Genomic DNA, 24,644 nt, shown 5'->3' with positions numbered 1-24,644 from the left:
TTTCACTGTTAGGCGCCTGCTCAGGCGTTAAGAATGGCCCCGCCGTCCACCACGATATCCTGCATGGTGACATGGCTGGCCAGATCGGAGGCCAGGAACACCACAACCTGAGCGATTTCCTGTGGCTGAGCGATTTTGCCAAGCGGGATCCCCAGCTTGAACTGCTCGGGGAAACCGGCAATGGTGCGCTGCTCGGCATCCTCGCTGTGCCACAGTGAGCGCTGCATCGGGGTATCGGTCGAACCCGGCGATACCAGGTTGCAGCGCACACCAAACGGCGCCAGCTCCAGAGCAGCGCAATTGGCCAGACTGCTCAGTGCCGCCTTGGACGCACAATAGGCTGTCATGTGCTGACGCGGAACGTGCGCCGCATTAGAGCTGACAGTCACCACAGCGCCGTGACGCTGCTGCTTAAACACAGGGATCACCTGCTGCAGCAGGTAAAACACACCGGAAGCGTTGACGTTGATACAGGTGTGCCAATCATCCACTGACAGCTCCTCGGTCTGTCCCATCCGCAAAATCCCGGCGACATTCGCCAGTACATCAATCACAGGGAAGGCCGCCAGAATGGTTTGTGCCACCTGCCTGACCGCCTCCGGGTTGCTGATATCCACCTCATAGGTGACAAACGGGTATTCAGTGCCCGCTTTACGCGCGGCACTGAAATCAATGTCCAGGCCGATCACCTGAGCGCCCAGCTGGTGGAAGCTCATGGCGACCGCGTGCCCGATGCCACGAGCGGCACCGGTCACCCAGACCACTTTGTTCTCGAACTGACCGCTGAAGGTCATTGCTGTTTGCTGCTGCGCTGCCATCACCACACCATCTCCACTTCGTCTTCGCTTTGTTGCTGCATCTCATCGAGATAGCGGCAGAAATCACTCAGCACCGGGCGGTCAAACACATCGGACACCTTGATGCTGACGTCAAACTCCGCGCCCAGACGGTTCACAATCTGAATGGTCTGTAAGGACTGTCCGCCCAGCTCAAAGAAATTATCCTGCGACTGAATCGCGCTGACCCCGAGGATCTGCTGCCAGACAGTGCCGACCCGGCTTTCGGTTTCGCTCGCCAGCACCTGCTCGGCGCTGTCATTCTGATAGCCAGCTACCAGAGCTTTGCGATCCACCTTGTTGCTGCCGGTTTTCGGCAGGCTGGCAAAAAAGCGGAAATCGGTCGGGATCATCGCTGGAGGCAGGTTTTCCTGCAGGGCTTTTTTGATGCTCAGGGCTTCAAGGCTGTCGTGCTGTTCACCGGCCACAAAAGCCACCAGACGGCGGATACCGTTGTCGAACACCATGCCCTGTACGCAGGCTTCGTCGACCCCGTCCAGAGCCAGCAGATGGGATTCCACTTCGCCCGGCTGAATGCGGTAACCACTGATTTTGAACTCGTTATCAATACGCCCCAGATAAATCAGCTGACCATCCGTTATAGTGACCCGATCGCCGGTGCGATAAGCCCGGCGCTGTTCATCACCCACCTGCAGGCTGGTAAAGGCCGGATGGGTCTGTCCCAGATAGCCGTCCGCCAGGGTGTCGCCCAGAATAACCAGCTCACCTGTGCTCGCCGGACGGGACTGCGCATCCAGCACCAGAACTTCAACCCCGGGCAGCGGCAGGCCAATAGGTAACTGGCTGTGCTGGCCGTGAAAATTCTGCAGCTCGCTGCAGGTGGCCACTACCGTGGTTTCCGTCGGGCCATAGGTGTTAAACAGACGCACGCCGTTCGTTATACCGCCCTGATCAACCACTTTCTGCCACTGGGCCAGCGGCTCGGGGTACACGGCTTCACCGCCGATAATCACGCCTTTGAGCGTGTTCGGCAGGGTAGCTGTGCCCGCCTGCAGGCTGACCACCCATTCGTTCCAGAACGCGGTCGGCAGATCCAGCAGGCTGATCCCGGCGGCGGCGATTGAATCAGAGAAGGTGGCCATGGATTCGAGCATGGCGTCGGTTCGCAGTACCAGCGTGGCTCCCTGACTCAGGGTCACGAAGATTTCTTCAATGCTGGCATCGAAGTTGAACGGCGCAAACTGCAACACCCGATCGCTCGCATTGATGTCATATCGGGTGGCAGCGGCGGCCACGAAGTGATTCATCGCATAATGGCTGATGGCCACGCCTTTTGGCTGTCCGGTCGAGCCGGAGGTAAACATGATGTAGGCCAGATCGGTGTCTGCCGTTTCAGGCAAAGCCACAGGCGCGGCATGCAGATGACCGGCCAGCTGAATCGAGACCGGCAGTACCGACAGACGGTGCTGGTGCTGGGCTTCCGTGATCAGGGTGCGAATGCCGGCCTGGCTGACGATGCTGCTCTGACGCTCAATCGGCTGTTCAGGATCCAGCGGCACGTAGACCGCGCCGCTCAGCATCACCCCCAGTACAGTGATGATACACGGCAGAGAGCGGCTCAACGCCACCCCGACTTTTTCGCCCGGCTGAACACCCTGTGTCAGTAAGGCGCTGGCGGCGGCATCGGCTTTCTCCATCAAACTCTGATAGGTCAGCGACATGCCGTCCTGCTCAAGCGCGATAGTGTCCGGGTGCTGAGCGGCATGGCGACGGATCGCGGCCAGCACTGAAGTCACCTCAGTCTGCCCGTGTTTTTCACCTTGAATCATGGCATCCAGTCGCGCCTTGGCATGCAAGCCACCCAGCAGAGTGTCTGTGCTCTGGCCCGGAGCCGCTAACCAGTTCGCCAGCAGGCTCAGCAGCTCCTGTTGCAGATTTGCCAGCTCGCCTTGCTCGTACACCGCCGGGTTGGCATCAAAGTCCACCACCGGCAGCCCTTCCGATTTACTGTGCAGCTCGATAGTCAGATCTTCCACCGGTCCGGCACTGAGATTCAGGGTATCGGCTGCCAGGTTACCGTACTGCAACGGATGATCGAACGGCATGATATTGATCAGCGCGCCATACAGACGCTGACTGCCGCCGACCCGGTTCAGGTCACGGCGCAGATCTTCATAGCGGTAGTGCTGGAAACGGCGCATTTTCTTTTTGTGCGCCGCCACTTTGCGCGCCACACTCAGCAGATCGTCGTCACCGCACACCTCGACCACCAGCGGCACTATGTTCATCTGCATGCTGGGTACGGTCAGAGATTTTGAGCCCAGACGGTTCATCACCATCATCCCCAGTACCACCTGCTCGGTGTCGCTGTAGTGACGCAGATGCGCACAAAGCGCGGCGAGGAAAACATCAACCCAGGTCAGTTGGTGCTGATCAGCCAGGCTTTGGCACTGCTGCCAGAGGCTGTCGCTGAAGGTGCTGCTCTGACGGCGAAAGCGGGCCGCAATCGGCGCCACATCGCGGCTGTACGATGAAGGCGCGGTATTACCGGCCAGGGTATCGAGCCAGAACTGGCGGGCTTTACCATAGGCGCCGGAGTCACGCCGTTGCTGATCTTCATCCAGCACCGCCTGAAACGATCCGAACGGCGATGGCGTAACCTGTACACCCTGTACCAGCAGGGAATAAATCTCAGCGATCCGCTGGAAGACCAGGGTGGTGCCAAAACCATCCAGTGCGATATGGTGGACGCAGTTATAGAGATAATCCTGCTGCCCGCCGCGAAGCAGGGCAAAGCGGCCGGGCAACTGCTGCTCAAGATCGAACGCCAGCGTCATATCCTGCTCGGCCCAGCGGCGCACGGCAGCGAGCTCGGCGTCCTGTCCGCCGGACAAGGCAAGATCCACCACCGCAAATGCCAGAGGTTCAGCGGCCGCAACCCGGTAAGGCTGCTCATTCTCGCTGCGGTAGTAACAGAACAGGCACTCGCTTTCCGCCACCGCCTGGCGTACAGCCATCTCCAGTTTTCCGGCATCCACTTTGCCGTCAAACACAATACATTCGGCGGTGTTAAACAACGCCTTGTCTTCATTGAGGGTGTGCCCCAGCCACAGCCCGTGCTGAGCGGTATTGAGTGCTGTCATCCCTGTACCTCCTTGTTCACATTGTCCAGCGCTTGTTCCAGTAAGCCCCACCAGTGATTAAAGGTCAGGGTTTCCGCCAGCTGGACAAAGTTCATTACCACCCCGTGCTTACGCCATTCGGTGATCAATGACATGATCTGCACCGAATCCAGGCCGTAGTCGATCAGGTTCTCTTCCGGATCAAACTCGTCTTCCTCTTCTTCCACCAGTCTGGCAATGCGTGCCAGCAGGCCGCTGCGGGTCAGCACTTCCGGCAACTCGCTGTGCTGTGAGCTAGCCTGCTGAGCAGTACCAATCAGCGCAGCGGTCGATACCACCATGCCAGCGCGTCCGGCAACATACCTGAGCGCCATGTCATGCTCTTCGAGCGAGAAATCGGCAATTGCATCGCCGATCATGAAAGGCTTGATGTCGCGCATAAAAGCGTCCACCGCCGTCATCAGGCAGCCAATGTGGCCGTAAATGCCGCCGATCAGCAGCTGATCACGGCCCAGCTCTTTGAGCATGTGCTCCAGCGGCGAGCGCTGAAACGCCGAGTAACGCCATTTGTCGAGCACGGTATCGCCCTCTTCCGGCGCCAGCGCCGCAACCACTTGTTGCAGCTCAGGGGATTTGTTCAGACCCGGCCCCCACATGTCGTTCAGCAAGGCCCGGTCTGCCATGTTCTGCTCTTTAGGCTGGGCGGTGTAGATCACCGGAATGCCGTTGGCTTTACAAAACCCTTTCAGGGCCACCAGATTGCTGAGCAGGGTCTGCATCAGGGCGCTGTCACGCTCATAAAAACTGACAAAATATTCCTGCATGTCGTGGATCAGAAATGCCGCTTTTTGCGGCTCAAAGGCCCAGGACACTTTGTTGGCAGGAAAAGCCTCGGCAGCAGGCATGGTATAAGTCGGTAATGCTGGAATAGTCATGATAAAACGTCCTTTTCTGGCTGAGGCTGTGACTGGGCTTGTACTTGGTTGGCAATAAGCTGACGCAGGGCTTTTTTGTCAATTTTGCCGACGTGCGTCATGGGTAAAGCGTCAACTTTCTCGATCCGGTCCGGCAGCTTGTAGTCAGCGATGCCGCACGTCCGCAGGTGCTTTCGGATACTGAGGGTTTTCAGCTTGGGATTTGTGGTGACAATGAAGGCGCAGCTTTTCTCACCCATCACCTCATCGGGCATGGCAACCAGTGCCGCCTGAGTGATTTCCGGCAGAGCCAGCAGCTGGTTTTCGATCTCTTCCGCCGCCACTTTCTCGCCGCCGCGGTTGATCTGATCTTTGTCGCGGCCGACCACCATCAGGTAGCCGTCTTCTGTCATCACCACCACATCGCCGGAGCGGTAAAAGCCATCCTGATCAAACGCAACGCGATTATGCTCCGGGCTGTTGTAATAGCCACGGAAGGTATAGGGGCCGCGGGTCAGCAGCGCGCCGGGGGTGCCGCGCGGCACATCCTGGCCGTCTTCATCCACGATCCGCACTTCGTCATCGTCGCTGATCGGGCGTCCCTGGGTATTCAGCACATGCCACTCGCTGTCGTCAAAGCGGGTGTAGTTGACCAGGCCTTCGGCCATGCCGAACACCTGCTGCAAACGGCAGCCCAGTTCGGGCTCAATACGACGGGCAAGGCTTTCCCCGAGCCGGGCGCCGCCGACCTGCAACCATTGCAGGCTGTCCAGCGCCGAGCGATCATCCGCTGCTGCCTGCAACCACAGCGTGACAGCCGGTGGCACCAGAGAGGTCATGGTGACCTGATGGCGCTTGATCAGCGGGAAACAGGTCATCGGGCTGGGCTCTGCTGCCAGCACCACAGCACCACCGGCGTAAAACACGCCCAGCGCGCCCGGTGAGCTCAGGGTAAAGTTGTGCGGCGCAGGTAGCGCGCACAGGAAAACCGTGTCGCTATCCAGCTGACAGATGTCTGCACTGGCACGCACACTGTAGTAATAGTCGTTATGGGTACGGGGGATCAGTTTCGGGGTGCCGGTACTGCCGCCGGACAGCTGGAAAAAAGCCACCTCAGAGGCCGACAGCATCGGCCAGCTCAGATCCTCGGCGGCCTGAGCATTAAGAGCGCGGCTCTGCGACTGTGTGCCTGCTGCTATAGCCGCGGCTAACGAGTCGCCGAAACCGGCATCGCCATCGACCAGCCAGTGCTTCAGGGTAGGCACCTGCTGGCTCAGCGCCTGGGCAAACTCACCATCCGCAAATAAACTGTGGCGGGACGAGACGATCGCCAGCGTCGGCCGGATCTGTTCCGCATAGGCTGTCAGCTCATGCCGGTTATGGCTGAACAAGGCATTCACCGGCACCACGCCCAGTTTCATCAGGGCAAAGAAAACAATATAGAACTCCGCCACATTGGGCAGATGCACCAGTGCGGTCTCACCGGGTTTCACCCCCAGCCGCAGCAGTGATGCCGCCAGCCGCTCGGCATCCTGTTCAAGCTGGCGGTAAGTCCAGCTGCGTTCACCGCACATCAGCGCCCGGTGTTCGGCACGCTCATCCAGGTGGCGCGTCAGGATGTCGGTCATGGGCACATCGGTCCAATAGCCTTTCCGGCGGTACTGCTCGGCAAGCGCTGGCGGCCAGGGCGTAAAGGCAATGCTCATGCTACCCCCTGCTCGCCCAGCCCGAAGGCGTTGAGCATAGTGCCCAGTTTGGCTTCGGTTTCCGCCCATTCGGCCTGCGGGCAGGATGCGTCGACGATACCGGCCCCGGCAAACAAGCGAACGGATTTTTCGCGCACTTTACCGCAGCGGATAGTGACCGCCCATTCGCCATTGCCCTGGGAATCGCACCAGCCGACCATGCCGGTAAACATGCCGCGCTCGTAGCCTTCCAGCTCTTTGATCGCATCGCGCGACAGGTTGAACGGAAAGCCGCAGACCGCAGGGGTTGGATGAAGCAGGCACGCCAGCTGCAGCACGTTATAAGGCAAGTCATCTGAATGCGCAGTTGCGTTATCCGGCGTGTTAAGCTGGCCTTCAATCCGGGTCGACAGATGCCACATGGTCGGGGTGTTGATCAATGACGGACCGGCAGGCACATCCAGCTCACGGCAGTAAGGCTTGAGTTGCTGGGCAATTTCATCGATCACCAGACGGTGTTCATACCTGTCTTTGACCGACTGCAGCAATGCTTCACTGACTTGCTGATCGGCGTCCACACTGGCCTGGCGCTTCGCCGAACCTGCCAGTGGATTCGAAAGAATGTGTTGCCCTTCCTGACGGATCAGCAGCTCAGGACTGGCGCCCAGCAAGACCGACTGATCTAGTTGCGGAATGGCGAAATGGAAGCCGGTCGGGTTTTGTTTGATCAGACGGGCCAGAATATCATCAGCTGATACGTCATCGCTCAGCTCAATATTGAGCACCCGTGACAACACGGCTTTTTCCAGCTGGGTGCGCTGAAATTTTTCCACCGCCTGCGCGACAGCCTGCTTGAACACAGATTCTTCCGGTTCACTGCGCTTTGCCAGCACCTGTAAGGGTTTGCTGGCTGACATTCCGCTGTGTTCACCAAAGGTGTCCGGCTGATGCTCGGTCACTTCGACAGATTCGGGGATATACAGGCAGGATGGCTCAGAAACATCAAACGGAATCGAGCCGATTAAAATGGGGTTTTCAATACCTTTGGCTTTTTCTTCGGCGAATTTCTGTTGAATAACCTGCTGGAATTCACTCTGGCTGTGCTCACCGTGAATGGCTGGTGTGGTGATAATTTGGCTAATCCCTTTACCTCTGACTGTTCGGTAAACAGACGAGAAGAAAAGATCACTATTCGGTGAGAATACCGGATTCAGTATTGGATTCTCACTTTGAGTATGTTGCATGTCACAACTCCCTTTTTACGCAAGAATGTGTGCAGCTTATGACGCATCGTAAACTGGCTGATTGAGTGTTAATTCGTTAGGGCTTTAATTGTTAGAAAGTGACATCACATTGCTTTTGCAGGGAAAAAAGAGCCAATGTTCATTGGCTCTTTGGGTGTCAGGTGGTCCTGACTGATGTTGTTATCAGAAGTCGTATGACACGCCGGCATAGACGCTGCGGGCTTTCAGGATGTAATCAAGCTGAGTCGCGGCTTCGTCACGCTCTTCGTTGGTCAGGTTGGTGACACCCAGTTTCAGGTTCAGATTCTCAATGGCTTCGTAACGGGCACCCAGATCCATGGTGCCGTATGCCGACAGTTTCTGACCTGAACGCACATACTGAGAACCTGTGTACTGATACGAAGTGTACGCGTACAGGTTTTCCAGTGCCTGCCAGTCAAGCTGGACATTGGCAGTATGGTTTGGCGACAGAATCAGATCTTTCTTGGTGTCTTTGTCTTCAGCACTGGTATACATGTAGTTCGCCGACAGGCTCACAGTGTCTGTAATGTCCACCCAAGCCATGGTTTCCACGCCTTTCACTTCAGCTTCTGCCACATTGAAGTAGCTCAGCTCGGTGCTGACGCGGTCCCAGTTTTCTGCCTGAATCATGTCGTCAATGTCGTTCTGGAACAATGTCAGACCGGCGCCCCAGCGAGCGGCTTCATAGCTGGTACCCAGCTCATAGCTCAGCGAGGTTTCGGCTTTCAGATCCGGGTTACCGACTACGCTACAAGCACCACGGCAGGCCAGTACTGAGTAAGAATCACTGTACTGGTTCAGGCTCGGTGCTTTGAAGGCTTTTCCGACGCCCCCTTTCACGACCCAGCTGTCGCTGATTTTATAAACCGCATACGCACGCGGGCTGAACTCTCCGCCGTACACTTCGTGATCGTCATAACGGCCGCTCAGGGTCAGGGCCAGATTACCCAGCGAGAACTCATCCTGCAGGTAAACCGCCGCCTGACTGTAGTTCACCGAATCAGTGTTCAGGGTCAGGTTATTCTTCAGCTTGGTATCACGGTATTCCGCGCCACCGGTCAGCAGGTGCTCACCCAGATAGCCGGACAGCTGCACATCCACGGTATTATTGGTTTGATCAATATTACCGACCGCGCCGTTGAGCTCGGAATCGTCTCTCAGCTCAGACATATCCAGGTTGTAACGCAGGCGGGAATCAAAGTCGGCCCAGTAACCATAGTGAGTCAGCGCGATGTTATAGCGCTCCATCTCCTGCACGTTGTTGACCGCAGTTCCCCAATTGTTCCAGTCCGCATCACGATCATCTTTGCTGTAGATCAAATCCAGATCGATATCCTGCTGCTCATTCACCAGCCACTTCAGGTTCGAGTACAGGTTCAGCTCGTCGCGCTCTTCCAGTACATCGGTATCCGGGTTAACAGACTTATCCGTGCGCCAGGCATCACGATCGCTTTTTTCAACGATCAGATTACCCAGCAGGGTTTCAGGGATCAGCGCACCACTGACATACGCATTGATCTTATTGGTGTCGCCGCCGGAGCCTTCGGTGATACCGTCAAACTGGTAACCGACAGAGCCCTGCGTGTCTTCCGTTGGTTTGCGCAGGATGACGTTAACCACGCCGCCCAGCGCATCGGCCCCGTAAAGGGATGACATCGGGCCACGGATCACTTCGATACGCTCAACCGCGGACATTGGGATACTGGACAGGTCAAAGTCGTTGCCGTAGGCGCTGAGCAGGCCATCACGTGAGTTAATGCGACGACCATTGATCAGCAGCAAGGTGTAGTCTGAAGACAGACCGCGGATTTTGATTTCATTCCGGCCGTATGAGGTGCCTGGATTGATGTTGATACCCGGCAGCTTTTTGATCGCTTCGGCGACATCATTGACCACCAGGTTATCCAGTTCTTCACGCGTGATATAAGACACTGAAGCAGGAGCTGTCAGTTCCGGGTGCTCCGTCTGGCTCGCTGTCACCACCATCACTTCTTTGTTGGCCACTTCTGCCATCGCCGTAAATGAAGAGACCATACCTACTACACACAAAGCCCGGTTCAAACGAGTTAACTTGATCACACTATCTCCTTGTTGCTGAAACATTTCAACACTCCATCAATAACAATGGCGCAAATGATAATTATTGTTATTATCATCGTCAACAAGAGTTCAATAGAATTGATAATTTTTTTCATTCGCATTTGAACGCAATAGGAGAAATAGAAAAACAGTTGCTTATAAAGAGCACGGTAAAAAGCAGGGAGAGTACAAAAAAATGCAGAAAAAAGAAGAACTAGCGGAAAGCTCCGGGATTAACCCGGAGCGCGTTGTGAAACCTGAGCCTGTTTGAGCGAAGGGATAAACCAGCAAGCAAGCAGTGGTACGGCAATAGCGCTGGCTATAGTGACAGATGCCAGCATATCCAGTCCCAGTAACTGATGCTGCGGCCCTGAAACCAGATAGATAGAGCCCACGATACTGGCGACACCAGCTGCCAGGTTAGACATCGTCGACTGATAGGTCATGAAGGCCGCCCGATACTGCGGAGGGGGAACCCTTGAAGTGAATGCTGCCAGCACTGCGCTGCGCGCCGAACTGGATGCCATCAGCAGCATAAATATCAGATAGACCCATTTGTCCGAACTGTCGCTGACAAAGCCGTAGTACACCACAGCCGCCACAATAGCACTGAGACCAAACAAGGCCGTTTGACCTGATCCCTTATCCATCATCCTGCCACTGTATCGCATTGCAAGTATGCTCATGACCCCGCCCAGCAGGTACAGGTAACTGATTTCGTTACGCGGGAAACCGAGGTTAAACTGGAAATAAGCCGACAGATTCGGTACTAACAGGAAATGCCCGAACAGGCTGATCCCCATCATCGCCATCGCCAGCAGAAACGGTGTTGACCCAACCATCCCGGCCAGCCCTGCCGATAGTGCTGCCGGACTTCCGGCCATTTGTTGCTGTGGCACCAGCGACGGCATACAGATCCGTACCGCTACCGCCAGTATCAGTCCCATGCCACCAAAGAAGAAGAAAGTCATCTGCCAGTTCAGCCACTGCGCCAGCAACAAAGAAGCCGGGACAATAATGATCGCCGCCAGCGAAAAACCGCTGGCAACAAAGGCCATCGCCCTGCCCCGTTCAGCCACTTTGGTTACATCAAGAACGGATGCCATGATTAATCCACTGAGCGGGCCCGAGAAACAGCCAGCGGCAATAAACATCAGCAGCAGTTGTTCCGGCGTAGCTGCCAGACCGCACAACGCAATCAGGACAGAGCGAAGCAAAAGAAACAACGTCAGTGCAGCCCGCCTATCGAAGCGATCCAAAACAGGGGCAAGAAAAAATCCAATTATCGCGGAGCCGAATGTCGCACCACCGCTGATGTATCCAATATGCTCACCTTGTAAACCAATATCCCGGACTAAATCTGGCCCCAGCGGCATCACCATCATCAGGGTTCCGACCGAGAGCATATTGATAAGCAGAGCAAGCCTTAACACTGACTTAGCATTCAGCGTGTTGCTGTCCATGACGGCACGACCCATTCACAAAAAAAGCGATTGTAACTGCCGGCCGGAACAAACTCAATAATGATAATTATTATCAGTAAAATACTCGGAACGGGTAAACGTGAACACAGACTCTGACATCCTGGAGTAATGCACCTTTCCCTGTCGGCCGGAGGGCAAAGACGCAGCCAGCTCTGTGTTCAACTCAAAGTACAGCCACTGATCATCCATGCCCAGAAACGAGACATCCAGAAAGTCGAAATAGCGCTGAACTTGCGGATATAAGGCTTTAAAAATGCTCTCTTTGGCGGAAAACATCAGGGTCATCAACCAGATTGCATTTTGTTCATCTGTTTCCAGCCTGGCCAGCTCCTGCTCATTGACGACCATCCCCTGCATGCCAGGCACAATATCCGCGTTAACGGGTAACTCAATATCTAAACCGACACCGGCCTGCTCATGATGTTGAGGACAAATCACACAGGCTGCCAGCTGGTCATGGTGGCTGATGCTGCCAGTCAGCCCCTGTGGCCAGACAGGTGCACGGTTGTCGCCAACCGCTATCTCGACCGGTGCCATTCCCCGCTCTTTCAGCAGTTGTTGCGCCAGATAACGGCCGGCCAGAAATTCCGCCTGTCGCTTAGGCACTGCCCGGCTTATTGCGTCAGGCATCTTGACGCCAAACTGGTTGAACAGGGACGGCGAGTAATGGTGCAGATCAAACCCGGCCAGTAACACTTCAGTGCCACATCCGGGCAAAGTGACTGAGCGCAGCGGCTGAAAGAAAGCGGACGGAGTCATCATAAAAGCAAAGCCATAGCAGAGAACAATGGCTGTCATTATTATGATTGCGGTATCGTCATACAATCCTTTGTTAGGCAAATGCATTCAGATTTTCGGTGCAACGCGCGAGACTCATCGCTCAGTCACCCGATTCCGCTTTTCTCTCCTCCCACGCTTTCAGTAACTTTTCCAGCCCTTTAATACTCACATCACGTTGTGGGAATGGGATACTGACTCCCTGCTCGTTAAGCGTTTGATAAATATCGAACAGAAGTTCGGATTTGATAATCATGTACTGTTTGATATCGCGGACAAAGCAACGAAGCTCGAACAGCAAAGCGCTATCGGCCATCTCGGTGAAGACAACGGTAGGTTCGGGATAACTGAGGATCATGCCATGCTTTTTGGCCGCCTCCATCAACACTTGTTTGACGATATTGAGATCGCTGCCGTAGGCTACACCAACCGGGACTATCAATCGGCCATGGTCGGATCGCAGGGTCATATTTTTTACGATACCGGCGATCAGATCCGAGTTGGGCACCACCACATCCTGCAGATCAAAGGTTTCGATTCGCGTTGATCGAACAGCTATCTTACGAACAAAACCCGAATGACCGGAAACCTCAATCCAGTCTCCCTCTTTGATCGGCCGCTCGATCAGCAGAATAATACCGGAGACAAAATTCGACACTATGGTCTGTAGGCCAAAACCAATACCGACCGACAATGCGCCAGCCACCACTGCCAGGCTGGATAAATTCAGACCCGCCGCTGACACAGCAATAATGATAGCCAGGGTATAACCCACATAACCCAGGCCTGTCACAATAGCGGTTTGTGCACCGGGGTCGGTCTTGGTTTTCGGCAGCACAGAATGACGCATGACGTGCTGAATCCATCGCGTGAGCAGCACACCGACAAACACCACCACCAGAAACGTAATAATAACGTCCAGAGAAATACGGACATCCCCCAGCTCAACGCCATCGGACAACAGCCGCCAGATTTCTGCAATATCGGTAAGCCGGGCGCCCCATGTTAGTGCCAGCATTGGAGCAAACAGCATGAACATAATGACAATCAGCACTATGGGTAACAACCCCTCGCTGACACTCGCTTCTGTGTCTTGCTCATTGTCACCTCCCATGATCCGGTTAATGACATTCAGCAGGCCGTAGTAAATAACCATGGCAAAGGCAATCAGCGCAATGGACATCACCATAGGTATAATGGCCTGCCGCGCCAGACTGTCGTAGCCCACGCAGACAAAAACGACACTGAGAATACTGGAGGCCTTCATCAACCACACCAGCGCGTTAAGCACACCACGACTGACATGATTCGCCTGCTCGCTTTGCTCATCGGTCTCATCGGCTTTCCTGGCGGCCTTGCTTAAAACTTTCGCCAGTTGCCACATTAACCAGCTGCCGAACACGATAACAGGCAAGGTCAAAAATGCCGAACTGGCCGCTGAAAAGGCATGATCCGTTTTGACTGCCGTCAAGAGGATAATCAGACCGAGAAACACCCCGAGCAGCTGGCAGATCCGCATGCCACGCCGGGCTGAAGCGTCATCAAGATGGATAATTCGCTGTTCTGCTGCCTTGGGCCGGAATATCAGAAACCCCAGCCAGTGGCTGACAACAATATACACAGCCGCACCCGCCAGTGCGCTGATCGTCGCTTTCACAGCCGGCAAAGGCAACTTCAGTTGGCCGATTGCCACAACTAATAAGAGCGCGGTGAGCAAAGGAAAGAACAGCCTCAGTAATGTTGAGAACACATTGCAGATCAGAATCTGGCTTTTCTTGGTCAGGTTATGGCTAAACCTGTCCAGCCGGTTGATCACCCAAGGCTGTATCACCAGCATAGTCAGGAGAGCCAACGCCATGAACACCAGAAACGGGGTTATGGATGCACTCATATTACGGGCTTGTTGCGGATCTTGCCTGACGGCATGGAACTGCTGTGCTAACACTCCGGCATACTGTTTCAGTTCGCTCAGCGCGTCTCCCCACCGCTCTGGCCATAACGGGGTCGGGCTTTTATTCAGCAATTTTTCAGACAGGTTCTGGCGGATCACCTTGTCGACTTCGCCTACCAGGAGGTTGGCCCGTTCATACGCTGCATCGGCAAGAAAAATCGGAGCACTGGCTGTGGCCAGTTCATTTTCCAGCTCGGCACGACGGCTGGCAATGACCTCAGGTTCGCTTTCCCCTTCCTCCGGTTCCGGACCAAGGGATTTTATTTGCGCTTCCAGCCATCGTACATCCACCGATTTATCTTGTGATAACTGATAAGCTTCACCCCGCTGTTCAGCCAGCGTGGCGCGAATGCGTTCTAGTTTAGTGGTCTCTGCAGTAGTTGCCTGCAGCAGCACCCGTGCTTCTGACGCAGTGCGATCCCAACTGACATAAGGCTCTTTTTGGTGCAGCGCTTTCAATGCTGGTGCTTCTGCGTTTGTCGCACTGGCACCAAGCAGCCCCTGAAACAGGATGACAAAGAGGCCGCTCAAGGCGGTTGCGATGAGTCGATGCCACTGGCCTGGCCATATTCGTTGCTGCATGCTTTAAATCCAGCACAGGAACACAGACTGAGCTTATGCAATAACAGTTGGTTACGTCGTCATAAGAGTAAGAAATCCGAATCGTTATCTGTGATCAACACCAGAGTGACAGTGACAGGTTTTCCGTTCACTCAGGTATTGAATACCTCGCATCAAAAATGCCGCACCAGGCGGCATTCAAGCATTTATAGGCTGGGTGGGGTCTATTCTAAATTGGTGGCACTGATCTTGTGGATAGCCAGATCTGCGCCGTTGAACTCATCTTCTTCGCTCAGGCGCAGGCCCGACAGCTTATCCACCAGACCGTAAACGATAAACGAACCAGCCAGTGCTATCGCGATGCCTATCACAGTGCCCAGCAATTGCACCACGAAACTGACGCCACCTAATCCGCCTAACGACTGCAGGCCAAAGATGCCGCCCGCAATGCCACCCCAGGCTCCGCACACGCCATGCAGTGGCCAGACGCCGAGCACATCATCAATTTTGGTGTGATTTTGCATGTAAGTAAAAAGCCAGACAAAGATCGCAGCAGCGACGATACCGGTAATCAGCGCCCCCAAAGGATGCATCAGATCCGAACCGGCGCACACAGCCACCAGACCGGCCAACGGGCCGTTATGAATGAAACCCGGGTCATTTTTACCCAACACGACGGCGGCCAGAATTCCGCCCACCATCGCCATCAGAGAGTTAACGGCAACCAACCCGCTGACACCGTTAATCGACTGTGCCGACATCACGTTAAAGCCAAACCAGCCGACACTTAAGATCCACGCCCCCAGCGCCAGAAACGGAATGTTAGAAGGCGCGAAGTTAGTGTGTTTGCCTGCCCGGATACGCCCTTTACGCATCCCCAGCAGCATCACCGCCACCAGCGCAATCCAGCCACCGACCGCATGAACCACAACAGAGCCGGCAAAATCATGGAAAGCGGCGCCAAACTGGCCTTCAAACCACGCCTGCAGGCCAAAGTTACCGTTCCAGATCATACCTTCATACAAGGGGTACACCAGGCCCACGATAAAAAAGGTAGAAATCAGCACAGGGTTGAAACGGGCCCGCTCCGCAATACCGCCGGAGACTATCGCCGGGATCGCCGCCGCAAAGGTCAGCAGAAAGAAGAATTTGACTAAGGCGAAGCCATTACCGGCCGACAAAGTTTCAGCATCAGCAAAAAAGGTGGCGCCATAGGCCAGCCAGTAGCCGATAAAGAAGTAAGCGATGGTCGATACAGCAAAATCAGCCAATATCTTCACCAGCGCATTCACCTGGTTTTTCTGCCGTACTGTGCCCACTTCCAGAAATGCAAAACCAGCATGCATCAGAAACACCATGATGGCGCCCAGCAGCAGGAACAAAGTGTCCGCACTTTGTGTGAGAGCCTGCACGGCTCCCGTCACCTGTGTCATAGATTCAGTCATTGAACTCTTCCCTAAGTCACGCACAAAAAATGTGCAAAAATCAACCACAAGCCCCAAGTTAGGGCGAATCAATCATGAATAAGGGGCAAGCAATAACTGTTCCAATTCAATTCGTTAATTGCTAAATTCGTCAATAAAACTAAGTAACTGAAAATCAATAACAAAAAATTGTGTGCTTTGCTGCACTTCCTGTGTGCCAGGATTCTGCGCACCAATACAGTGCCATTCGATCCATAATGGTGCAATTTGTGCACCGTTTCCTGCCCGATACTGGTGAAACGGCACATAAAGATTAACAACAATGCGGCTCAGCGGTTAAAGAAAAACCTTTCCGGCAGCCCTTACTCTTTACAAACAGCTTGCTGATTGTTTGTCGCTGGGCGGATGGGACTCATTAAATATTCTAAATTAGCATAATATGCAGTGTGTTTATTGATGATTGACACATATTCACACTGAGAATGAAATCGATTTCACTTATAAACTGAATCTGTACGCCTTTCTGTCATTCGGCAGATTTTTAAGAAATCCTGTTTAACCTTGGGTTGCATATCATAAAATATGCATAAAACCGCCATTACCCTGCTGTTTCCTTATTTCTTGGTCGGAACTGATATGTTACTTTTGTCAGCAGTTGGCGTGGTTTTTTCTTACTGGCTTATTTTACTGGAAAAAAATTGTCCCTTTTTTTACCCAACCGAGTGCAAATGTATATTCCTTTAACGAAATCCATCGCACTTTTCAGCTTGAGTAAAACCTTTAGACAAGGATATCAGTAAAATAATTTATGACTTTTGCGAATGCCTTTCGCATTCTTTTTTTACTGCGAGCGGGAAGCCATTCTTATGGAATATTTAGAGCGGATTAAGCGCCTGGCCAAGATTCAGGGGATTAGCCAGAAACAGCTGGGTGAAACTCTTGGCTTACAACAAGGCACCATGAGCCGTAAGCTGTCAGGCAAATACGGCATTGAAGTACGTGAGCTGGAAAGAATTGCTGAAACCCTGAACACCTCCATCAGCTATTTGCTGACCGGACAGATTGATTCAGGTACTCAGGCAACAACGGCCATCAGTCACGAAACGGGGCACAGCACGACATCGACTTACATTCCTATTATTCATCGCAAAGACTATCTGTCTTATCGCGATGGCGGCAAAGTCGACGTACTGAGCAAGCGGGCGATACCGCATCATTTGGATCGCGACGATTGCCTTGGCCTGCTGGTAGATAACGAAAACATCGCCCAGTGTGCGCCGCTGGGCAGCTATGCACTGGCCACACGCAAAGCACCTTATCGCCCTAAACAGCCGGTATTTGCGTCGGTGCGGGGCAGCGAGCCCGATTTCTACCACATGACACAACTGGCAGATGGCGTGGTGTTTTCCACATCCCAGCCGGATTTTCCGAACCTGTTTGTCAACCACGACGAGTTCAAGATTCACGGCTACATTATCCAATCCGACTGGTCATTCGACCGCATCTGATTGCACCGCTGGTTATCCTGCCCCCTCCCCCTGATTTGCTCATGCTCTTGCAGATGCCCGTCAGGGGTGACAGCGCCCTTCCAATGCGTACAATAACGACGTGAAATGAAGGAGCCCATCATGCACACCACCAATCCAGCACCAGAGCGCCAGATTCGCATTATTGTCGCCTCGACAAACCCGGCCAAAATTAGAGCGGTAGAAAACGCCTTCCACCAAGCCTTTCCGGCGCAAGCCCTGCAGATTAGCGGTGTTGCCGTGGACAGCGGTGTAAGAGCACAACCTATGTGTGCCGAAGAAACCCTGACCGGCGCCCGAAACCGGGTAGTGCATGCCCGGGAACTGCAGCCTGGCGCGGATTATTACGTCAGTCTGGAAGCCGGGCTTGATGGTTGTGCCACGTTTGCCTGGATGGTGATAGATAACGGTAGTCAGCGGGGTGAATCCCGTTCAGCCTCTCTGCCTCTGCCGCCAAAAGCGCTGGCCCGCCTGCATGACGGAGAAGAGCTGGGGGATGTAATGGATGATATGTTTCAGCAGCAGAATGTGAAGCAACAAGGTGGCGCCATTGCTATGCTCACAGAGCACAAGCTCAGCCGCAGCAGTGTTTATCAGCAGGCTCTGATACTGGCCCTGATCCCTTTCATGAACCCGGGTCTGTACGATCCTTCTGCTTTTCAAGCGGGAGGCTAGCCGGGGACTGGGCACAAACGCCAAATATGTGCTCATTTCACGAACCCCACCCTAACCCTCCCCTTGCCAAGGGGAGGGAATATTCAGTGCTTCAGTAAGCTCAGTACGATCCCTCCCCCTTTTCAGGGGGAGATCAGGAAGGAGGTGACAAGGCACTTCAGCCTTTCGGCTGCTGTTTCAACAGAAATTCTGACAACCAGTCGCGGATCTCCGCATCGTGGTGTTTCAGTTCATTGGAGCCGCGTGTGATAGTCGCGACGCCAACGCCCAACAACTCACTGATTTTACGCTGGCTACGCTCACCATTCAGCAGTTCATGGAAGATATTCACCCTGGCGATCAGTGATTCACGCTCATCCGGGGTTAACAGCAGACGAAGGAGTAACTCATCTTTGCCTTCAGCAGAGGCCTGACGAAACAGAGAGACTATTTGCTGCCAGTCAGAAAAGTCCGGCGTATCGGCTTTGGTTGACATGGTTTTCCTCAAAAATTGCCTGCATTGACAATTAGTAACCCACACAGGCGTTTTAATTCTGTCTGGATTCTACCCTGAACCACAGCCTTCCACCAAACCTATAGCAGCAGTTTGTCTCAATACTTAGCGTTCAGTTCCTCAGTGGTCAGTAACTGGACCTGCTGATTGGTCAGCTTGTCGTAGTAGACTTCAAACATCAGCACATTCTGGACATAACCGCGCGTCTCACCGAAAGGAATGGTTTCCATAAAGGCAAAGGCATCCAGTTTACCATCACTGATTTTTCTCCAGCTGGTGACTCTGCCCGGGCCGGCGTTATACGCCGAGAAAGCAAAGATACGGTTGTTGTCGTAACGCTCCAGCATCATTTTCAGGTAACCGCTGCCCAGCCGGATATTGACCTCTGGCTCAAAGAGACTACTGCTGCCCGCATATTTGTAGTTCAGCTTACCCGCAGTTTCTCTGGCTGTGGCAGGCATCAGTTGCATCAGCCCGCGAGCGCCTACCGGCGACATTGCCTGCGGATTCAGCGCACTTTCCTGTCGTGCCAGCGCCATCATAGTGGTCACAGATAGATCACGCTGCTGACCGAATGACTTAAACGTCTCGGCAAAAGCCAGCGGGAAACGTAACGACAGGTGTTCCCACATCCGGCCATATATGGTGGCCTGCACCGTCAGATGGTGCCAGTTTTGCTTACCTGCGTAGCCCGCCAGCGGCCAGATTGCTTTCGGATCGAGATCTTTCATCAGATACCACCACTCCAGGTTGGCATCAAACACCTTATCCTGCGCAATCATTTCTTCAATCCGCTTTAACGCTGGCTGATAAGGGGTCACATCCTGCTCTGCCTGACTCAGGGATTCCACAGGGAAATCAACACCTTCCCCCAGAATCGTAGCAGCTGCGGCACTGTAAAAGTTCCGCTCGCCGAGCAATGCCTGATATTTCGGCTTGGCAACCACAGGATCGGTTTTGGCCAGCAAATGCGCCTGCCAGAATTTCCACCGCAGCGTATTCTGTTCTTCGGCCGACAATTGCGGGATCCACGCCTGCGCTTCGGTCCAGTTGCCTTCACGAAGGGCAAGACGGATGCGCCGTCCAATCAATTCATCATCACTGCTTTTGCGCAGCATGGCATCACGCCAGCGGACAAGATCGGCCTCTTCGGCATCCATCAGCCGTGACGCCGTATAATCCGCCAGCGATTGTTTCTGCCCTGTATTGAGCTTTTGCCCGTTCGCAACCCGCTCTAGCTGGCTCAGGGCTTCTTGGGTATCCACGCGCGCCAGGCGCTTATAGGCTGCTACTGTCAATTGCCGGTTATAGTCGGTCACTTTGCTTTTTTTCGCGAAGTCCGCCACACCCTGCGGTTTGGCAAACAGTGCGAGCAGCGTATCTCCGTCTTTTCTGGCGTTACCCGTCAGTTGTTTGTCGAGATATTTAAGCAACCCCTGATTGCCGGCTTCAAACACCAGCAGCATGCGATCCAGAATCAGCTGATTGGTACGTTTTCCGGCTTTTTCCCAGGCATCCAGCATGGGATCGCAATCATCGTCAAGAGACTGGCCGGTCAGCCAGAGTGACTGCACGCCCTGCCAGGCTTCGTCCTTGCGGCCCACTTTGCTGAGCGCCAGATAATACTGACACTGATAACTTTCTCTGTATGGCGGCTCAGTCTGAAAGGTCACCAGATCCTGCCAGCGGTTGGCCTCTGCCAGCACATCCTGATAGGCATAACCCAGCTTGATGGTGAAAGGCAGATCCTGAAACTTTTTGATGAATGCACTCACTTCGGCAGGGGAGCGCTTATCCAGATTGTCCTGAAACTGGCGGTAGTCGAGATAAGGGGTCAGCGGATAGTCATCAAGCCTGGTGCGATAACTCTGATAAGCCGACTGATCCTTGCGTTCCAGCGCATCCTTAGCGGCTTCATACCATTTTCTCTGCTCTTCAAGCGAGGCGGCCTGTGCCACGCTTCCTCCCAACAGCACCCATACCCCCAGGCCCAGCATCCAACGGCTACAACGGTGCATAACGGCTTCAGACTGCATATATACTCTTTCCAGCTCCAGCTTCACTCAGATTAAAATTCAGCACGTTTAATTAACACTGTTATCCTAGCGTTCCATACCCTCGTCAACGTCAGCCCCGGGTCAGGCTCAGGTCAATAACGAAAACCTGCTTACAGGGGCATGTATTCATCTTAACCGTCATTGTGAGACATTGCTGTTAAACTTAGGGCCAGAATGGTTAAAATACCCCTCTCTCCAATCATTAGAGATGACCTACGGAAATGGCTGAATACGTCTATACCATGTCGCGAGTGAGCAAAGTTGTGCCACCTAAGCGACAGATTCTGAAAGATATTTCATTAAGTTTCTTCCCTGGCGCCAAAATCGGTGTACTGGGCCTGAACGGTTCCGGTAAATCCACTCTGCTGCGTATCATGGCAGGTATCGATACCGATATCGAAGGGGAAGCCCGCCCGCAACCCGGCCTGAATGTCGGCTATCTGCCGCAGGAGCCGGTACTGGACGAAAGCAAGACAGTGCGTGAAGTGGTCGAAGAGGCCGTTTCCGACGTGAAAAACGCCCTGACCCGCCTGGATGCGGTATATGCCGCTTACGCCGAACCGGATGCGGATTTCGATGCCCTTGCCAAAGAGCAGGGTGAGCTGGAAGCGCTGATTCAGGCCAAAGACGGCCACAATCTGGACAATACGCTGGAGCGTGCTGCCGATGCGCTGCGCTTGCCGGAGTGGGATGCTCAGATCAAACTGCTGTCGGGTGGTGAACGCCGTCGTGTGGCTATCTGCCGCCTGCTGCTGGAACAGCCGGACATGCTGCTGCTCGACGAACCCACGAACCACCTGGATGCCGAGTCTGTTGGCTGGCTGGAGCGTTTCTTAGTTGATTACACAGGCACAGTGGTGGCGATCACGCACGACCGTTACTTCCTGGATAACGCCGCCGGCTGGATTCTGGAACTGGACCGTGGTGAAGGTATTCCATGGCAGGGCAACTATACGTCCTGGCTGGAGCAGAAAGACGCCCGTCTGAAGCAGGAAGCCTCTCAGGAGAAAGCGCGCCAGAAAACCATTGAGAAAGAGCTGGAGTGGGTACGCCAGAACCCTAAAGGTCGTCAGGCCAAATCCAAAGCACGTATGGCCCGTTTTGAAGAGCTGAATACCTCAGATCATCAGAAGCGTAACGAAACCAACGAACTCTTCATCCCGCCGGGTGATCGTTTGGGCGACAAGGTGATCGAAGTCAACGGCCTGACCAAATCTTTTGGTGACCGTGTTCTGATCGACAACCTGTCTTTCAGCATGCCTAAAGGTGCCATCGTGGGCATCATAGGTGCGAACGGTGCCGGTAAGTCGACCCTGTTCAAGATGCTGAGCGGCTCTGAGCAGCAGGACGCAGGGACTATCGAGCTGGGCGACACAGTTAAGTTGGCCTCTGTTGAGCAGTTCCGCGACAGCATGGATGATAACAATACTGTGTATCAGGAAATCTCTGAAGGCAACGATGTGATTCGCATCAACAACTTCGAGATTCAGTCGCGTGCTTACGTGTCCCGCTTTAACTTCAGGGGCAGCGACCAGCAAAAACGCATTGGCGAGCTGTCTGGTGGTGAACGTAACCGTGTCCACCTGGCGAAACTGCTGAAAGCCGGCGGCAACGTACTGCTGCTCGATGAGCCCACCAACGACCTGGACGTAGAAACACTGCGTGCACTGGAAGAAGCCCTGCTGGAATTTCCTGGCTGTGCCATGGTGATCTCGCACGACCGCTGGTTCCTGGACCGCATCGCGACCCACATTCTGGACTACCGCGATGAAGGCCAGGTGAATTTCTTCGAAGGTAACTATAGCGAATATACCGACTGGCTGAAGAAAACACTGGGTGCGCAGGCTGCAGAGCCGCACCGTATTAAATACAAGCGTATTGCCAAATAACCGTCTCCGGACAAATTTGCAATCACTGAACGCAGGCTGCCATTTGGGCAGCCTTTTTTATTGCATGATTACTTAATAAGCAAATCATTAAAGTCGCCTGTTTAATCAGGTTCAGCGCTGTTTCAGCACAGGATGAATCACCACTCGACTCCTCAGCGGAGCCGCGGCACTGCAAACAGAGATCACGTCAATATAGAAAAAACAGAACCAAAAAGGCCAGCAGACCCTAAACTCGACAATATAGGCTCATACAGGTAATCACAGACTATGAACGAAAGACGCCAGTTTATCCGTATTGTTTATCAGGCCCCGGCGCTGGTGCGTCAGGCTCAGTCACACTGGCCTGCTGATGTTCGCGATATCTCGCTGCATGGTATTCTGCTCGGCCGGCCTGAACACTGGCAGCCGGATGACAACGCCCCGTTTGAAGTCGATGTCAGCCTGCATGACACAGATATTCACATGAGAATGGTCACTGAACTGGTCGCCCATGACAGCGACTGTCTGCGGATGAAGATAGTGAATATTGATATCGACAGCATTTCTCACCTGCGCCGCCTGATTGAACTCAACGTCGGTGACGACGAGCTGCTTTATCGCGAATTTGAACTCCTTGCCGATCTTGCTGACTGAAACCCACAGCGTTTCACCTGTGCTGCCCGGCAGACCCAAAAGAGAAGATTTCTCTATGCTGGTACATCACTGTGCTGTTTATAGGGAAATACTTAGCATATGATACTGCCATAAACCGGTATAACTGCTCTCACGACAGCACCCTACTGATTCAGTTATTTCTCCGCTGAGTTCATTTCTTATCACGTTATTCACATAATCATTAATGTTCATATTGACAAAATACCTGAGTTGTATGGTAAGTATGCGGTTGCTTGTCAAACAAAGCAGAAAAATACCAATATCAAAACAGAATATAATTAAAAACACTTTCTGTTACTTTAGAATCAAAAAGTCACCAGGCCAGGCTAGTTAGTAACCATGATGAATTTAGATAAAGTGGACATGAAAATCATCGAGTTATTGAGAAATAACTCAAGAGAGAGCATCCAAAAAGTTGCAGAACAGGTCAATCTCTCACGCAGTGCCGTAGACAAAAGAATACAAACACTCATACAGGAGAACGTCATAACAGGCTTCACAATCAGTACTTGCTTTGATCAGCGCTTATCCCCTTCTGATGATATCCATTCTTACCTGTTGATCAAATCCGGAAGCGTAGACTGTAAACAGATTTTCAAACACCTCAAAAGTGCCGGTTATGATTTTCAATTCGAATCTATATACGGTGAGTTCGACTGCCTGATAAGGGTCAACAGCACCCGTCTTCCGTTACTGTATGAAATTAAAAAGTTCATCATAGATATAGGCGGTATTGAATCCATCCATATTCTTCCAGTGTTAGACATTAAACATGAATAAGGGGCTTAACAGCCCCCATATTTTAGTTAGCGTAAAAGTACATTTCATTGTTCAAGCTTTCAAAGACACTGACCAGTGAACCTGATTCAACAATGAATGTATAACTGGGATCTGCCGGAGTAAACATCACTTCTTTATGATCCAATAAAGACACATCTAAAATAATCGGGATCGATGTGTCTAAAACAAAAGGGCATAACGCACCGGCAATACAGCCCGTAATCGTTTCCATCTCTTCATTGTTGCAGATAGACACTCGTTCACCAATAACATCCCGAATCTTCTTTTGATCAAAGCGATTTTCTTTATGGGTAACAAACACGCAGTAGCCGCCGCTTTTACGTTTCAGAAATAAGCTTTTACTGGGTGCTGCTGTCCAGCCTAACTCTTTAGAAACTTTCAAATCGGTTTCATAATCCAGTATAGGCTCATGTTTATATGAACGATAATCCAGGTTTAACGTTTCAAACAACTTCACATTGTTATTATATAAAGTAGATATATTCATAAT

Annotated in this window: 18 protein-coding genes; 5 read left to right on the top strand and 13 right to left on the bottom strand. The window is 53.1% G+C overall.

The genetic code is table 11. The features are described 5' to 3' along the window. Positions 1-20: 20 nt before the first annotated feature. The 10 genes from dhbA to KCG43_RS00150 all read right to left on the bottom strand — a co-directional run bounded on the left by dhbA (position 21) and on the right by KCG43_RS00150 (position 16,080). Positions 21-818: a 2,3-dihydro-2,3-dihydroxybenzoate dehydrogenase gene (gene dhbA, locus KCG43_RS00195; protein WP_304622548.1), complete on the bottom strand. Its 798-nt coding sequence runs from the start codon at positions 816-818 to the stop codon at positions 21-23. After that, a complete protein-coding gene (locus KCG43_RS00190) occupies positions 818-3,940 on the bottom strand; it encodes a non-ribosomal peptide synthetase (protein ID WP_218382705.1) in 3,123 nt (1,040 codons plus the stop codon). Before KCG43_RS00190 ends, dhbA begins: the two co-directional genes overlap by 1 nt. Then, positions 3,937-4,854, bottom strand: coding sequence for an isochorismatase family protein (locus KCG43_RS00185; protein ID WP_218382704.1), 918 nt, complete (start codon positions 4,852-4,854; stop codon positions 3,937-3,939). Before KCG43_RS00185 ends, KCG43_RS00190 begins: the two co-directional genes overlap by 4 nt. Continuing rightward, on the bottom strand, positions 4,851-6,539 hold the full coding sequence (locus tag KCG43_RS00180; protein ID WP_218382703.1) for a (2,3-dihydroxybenzoyl)adenylate synthase: 1,689 nt from the start codon (positions 6,537-6,539) through the stop codon (positions 4,851-4,853). The genes KCG43_RS00185 and KCG43_RS00180 overlap by 4 nt, the downstream gene beginning before the upstream one ends. Continuing rightward, the gene (locus KCG43_RS00175) at positions 6,536-7,762 is read right to left on the bottom strand and encodes an isochorismate synthase MenF (protein ID WP_218382702.1); all 1,227 of its coding nucleotides are present in this window, start codon (positions 7,760-7,762) and stop codon (positions 6,536-6,538) included. The genes KCG43_RS00180 and KCG43_RS00175 overlap by 4 nt, the downstream gene beginning before the upstream one ends. Positions 7,763-7,945: 183 nt before the next feature. Beyond that, positions 7,946-9,862 (bottom strand): TonB-dependent receptor domain-containing protein, encoded by a 1,917-nt coding sequence (locus tag KCG43_RS00170; RefSeq protein WP_370630648.1) that lies wholly within the window; start codon positions 9,860-9,862, stop codon positions 7,946-7,948. Between the two features lie 233 nt (positions 9,863-10,095). Further along, a complete protein-coding gene (locus KCG43_RS00165) occupies positions 10,096-11,325 on the bottom strand; it encodes an MFS transporter (protein ID WP_218382700.1) in 1,230 nt (409 codons plus the stop codon). Positions 11,326-11,379: 54 nt separating this feature from the next. After that, the gene (locus KCG43_RS00160; protein WP_218382699.1) at positions 11,380-12,108 is read right to left on the bottom strand and encodes a 4'-phosphopantetheinyl transferase; all 729 of its coding nucleotides are present in this window, start codon (positions 12,106-12,108) and stop codon (positions 11,380-11,382) included. 118 nt (positions 12,109-12,226) lie between these two features. Then, complete coding sequence (locus tag KCG43_RS00155; RefSeq protein WP_218382697.1) at positions 12,227-14,656, bottom strand: DUF3772 domain-containing protein; 2,430 nt, start codon at positions 14,654-14,656, stop codon at positions 12,227-12,229. Positions 14,657-14,859: 203 nt separating this feature from the next. Continuing rightward, positions 14,860-16,080, bottom strand: a complete 1,221-nt coding sequence (locus KCG43_RS00150) for an ammonium transporter (RefSeq protein WP_218382695.1) — start codon at positions 16,078-16,080, stop codon at positions 14,860-14,862. Between the two features lie 845 nt (positions 16,081-16,925). Here KCG43_RS00150 and KCG43_RS00145 point away from each other — a divergent pair. Together KCG43_RS00145 and yjjX are read left to right on the top strand one after the other, a co-directional pair. Continuing rightward, positions 16,926-17,567: a helix-turn-helix domain-containing protein gene (locus KCG43_RS00145; RefSeq protein WP_192015646.1), complete on the top strand. Its 642-nt coding sequence runs from the start codon at positions 16,926-16,928 to the stop codon at positions 17,565-17,567. A 120-nt stretch (positions 17,568-17,687) separates the two neighbouring features. Next, the gene (yjjX, locus tag KCG43_RS00140; RefSeq protein WP_218382693.1) at positions 17,688-18,260 is read left to right on the top strand and encodes an inosine/xanthosine triphosphatase; all 573 of its coding nucleotides are present in this window, start codon (positions 17,688-17,690) and stop codon (positions 18,258-18,260) included. A 157-nt stretch (positions 18,261-18,417) separates the two neighbouring features. On the opposite strand, the gene trpR is transcribed toward yjjX, so the two are convergent. Beyond that, the gene (gene trpR / locus KCG43_RS00135; RefSeq protein WP_192015644.1) at positions 18,418-18,735 is read right to left on the bottom strand and encodes a trp operon repressor; all 318 of its coding nucleotides are present in this window, start codon (positions 18,733-18,735) and stop codon (positions 18,418-18,420) included. A gap of 116 nt (positions 18,736-18,851) precedes the next feature. Beyond that, a complete protein-coding gene (sltY, locus tag KCG43_RS00130) occupies positions 18,852-20,789 on the bottom strand; it encodes a murein transglycosylase (protein ID WP_255557808.1) in 1,938 nt (645 codons plus the stop codon). A gap of 242 nt (positions 20,790-21,031) precedes the next feature. Between sltY and ettA the strand changes: the two genes are divergently transcribed. From ettA to KCG43_RS00115, 3 genes are all read left to right on the top strand, one after another. After that, positions 21,032-22,699 carry an energy-dependent translational throttle protein EttA gene (ettA, locus tag KCG43_RS00125; RefSeq protein ID WP_192015643.1) on the top strand — a complete coding sequence of 556 codons (1,668 nt, stop codon included), beginning with the start codon at positions 21,032-21,034 and terminating at the stop codon, positions 22,697-22,699. A 267-nt stretch (positions 22,700-22,966) separates the two neighbouring features. Then, on the top strand, positions 22,967-23,332 hold the full coding sequence (locus KCG43_RS00120; RefSeq protein ID WP_192015642.1) for a PilZ domain-containing protein: 366 nt from the start codon (positions 22,967-22,969) through the stop codon (positions 23,330-23,332). 360 nt (positions 23,333-23,692) lie between these two features. Next, a complete protein-coding gene (locus KCG43_RS00115; protein WP_192015641.1) occupies positions 23,693-24,133 on the top strand; it encodes an Lrp/AsnC family transcriptional regulator in 441 nt (146 codons plus the stop codon). Positions 24,134-24,155: 22 nt separating this feature from the next. Here the strand turns inward: KCG43_RS00115 and KCG43_RS00110 are convergent, their stop codons facing one another. Further along, positions 24,156-24,641: a YbaK/EbsC family protein gene (locus tag KCG43_RS00110; protein WP_218382691.1), complete on the bottom strand. Its 486-nt coding sequence runs from the start codon at positions 24,639-24,641 to the stop codon at positions 24,156-24,158. Positions 24,642-24,644: the final 3 nt, after the last annotated feature.

The organism is Photobacterium sp. WH24, assembly GCF_019204055.1.
Classification (GTDB): Bacteria; Pseudomonadota; Gammaproteobacteria; order Enterobacterales; family Vibrionaceae; genus Photobacterium; species Photobacterium arenosum.
Note: the sequence above shows the minus strand (reverse complement) of the source record. Positions and strands in the feature narration are given on the sequence as shown.